Here is a 1650-nt window from a genome sequence, read left to right as displayed (position 1 = left end):
GTCGTGCTCGTGCACGGCGCGTTCGCCGATTCCAGCGGCTGGAACGGCGTCGCCCGCCGATTGCTCCACGACGGCTATCCGGTGGTCGGCGCCGCCAACCCCCTCCGCGGAGTGGCATCCGACGGCGCGCAGGTCAAGGCGCTGCTGCAGAGCATCGACGGTCCCATCGTGCTGGTCGGTCACTCCTACGCCGGCAATGTCATCTCGACCGCCGCGAACGGCACCAGAAATGTCAAAGCGCTCGTCTACGTCGCGGCCTTCGCCCCTGACCGGGGCGAGAGCGCGACAGAGTTGTCGGTCAAGTTCCCGGGCAGCACGCTCGGCGAGACCCTGCGGCCGGTCCAGCTGCCGGACGGCGGGCAGGACCTGTACGTGGACCAGAAGCTGTTTCACCAGCAGTTCGCCGCCGACGTGCCCGCTGACGAGGCAGCACTGATGGCCGTCTCGCAACGACCGATCACAGCTGCGGCGCTCAACGAGGACGCCGGCGTGCCGGCCTGGCGTGGCATCTCGAGCTACCACCTCATCGCCGAGGCGGACAAGAACATCCCGGCGAAGGTCCAGCACTTCATGGCCGACCGTACGGGCGGCACGGTGCAGTCCGTCAAGGGTGCTTCCCACGCCGTCTTCGTGTCCCATCCCGGCATCACCGCGGCGTTCATCGAGCGCGCCGCACGGGAGACCAGCTGAGGCTCGCCGCGGGATGGGGGTTGCTGGCCGACGGGCGGCGGACGATACGTCCGCCGCCCGCTGCCGAGCAGGGGTGTCGGTGTCACGGTTCGAGCGTCGACCCGGTCCACAGAAGACAACGATCGACCGCGGTGGATGCTGGCACCATGAGCGAAAGTCATCGGGAGCGACCACCGCCGGTCGGCGTGTGTGCCCTTCTCCCGCACTACGCGCACCTCGCCGCCGTGGTGAGCCGGCACGCACGCTGGACGTCGCGCTGTCGCGGTATGCGGGCCACCGCACGCTGTGTCGTTCGCGTGGATCACCGCCCGGCTTACGACGGACGGCCATGACGGGCACCCGGTGAGGGCGCTTGTCGATCGCGAATCATGCTCAACATGGCCGGTGGAACGTGGTGCGTCAGCCGCAGGGACGCACCGCCATGCCGCGGATGCTGTGGGACCTGAGCAGTACGACGCGTCTGCCTGAAGGGTCGAGGGCGATGAAGGGCCTACCGGGATCGTCCGGCTACACCAGTTCGGCGCTCAGGGCGGCGATGGCCAGGGCCAGGTAGCCGACGGTGGCGACGACGTGATGAAACTCGTGTACACGCAGATGCACAGCGATCGCGCCGAGGAAGAACAGGACCAGGCCGGTCGCGGCGGCCAGACCGAGGTAGGGGACGCCCATCAGGCCGAGGGTCAGGCCGGTTGCTCCGGCAACCTTGAGGGTGCCCAGTACGGGGAGCCAGGTCAGTGGAACGCCTACTTCCCCTGCGGTTTCGGTGGCGAACTTCGCCCTCGTGAAGTCGCCCGAGGCGGCTACGAGGTTGGCGACGATTGCGGCGAGGATGACGACGGCGCCCATGGGTCCCTCCCTGGAAAGTGGGTCCGGCTCCCCGGCCGCGGCCGGGGAGCCGGGCGCGTATAATTTGCGGGCCCGAGGATGCTCTACGCGCCCCCCGCCCGCAGGGCGGCCCAA

General features: G+C 69.2%; 2 protein-coding genes. One reads left to right on the top strand and one right to left on the bottom strand.

All coding sequences use genetic code 11. The features are described 5' to 3' along the window. Window positions 1-690, top strand: a 690-nt coding sequence (locus AB0C29_RS47275; RefSeq protein ID WP_360834776.1) for an alpha/beta hydrolase, incomplete at its 5' end; no start/stop codon positions are given. 507 nt (window positions 691-1197) lie between these two features. Here AB0C29_RS47275 and AB0C29_RS47270 read toward each other — a convergent pair. Then, window positions 1198-1536, bottom strand: coding sequence for a DoxX family protein (locus tag AB0C29_RS47270; RefSeq protein WP_360834774.1), 339 nt, complete (start codon window positions 1534-1536; stop codon window positions 1198-1200). Window positions 1537-1650: the final 114 nt, after the last annotated feature.

It is taken from the genome of Actinoplanes sp. NPDC048791, from assembly GCF_040650095.1.
Taxonomy (GTDB): Bacteria; Actinomycetota; Actinomycetes; order Mycobacteriales; family Micromonosporaceae; genus Actinoplanes.
Note: the sequence above shows the minus strand (reverse complement) of the source record. Positions and strands in the feature narration are given on the sequence as shown.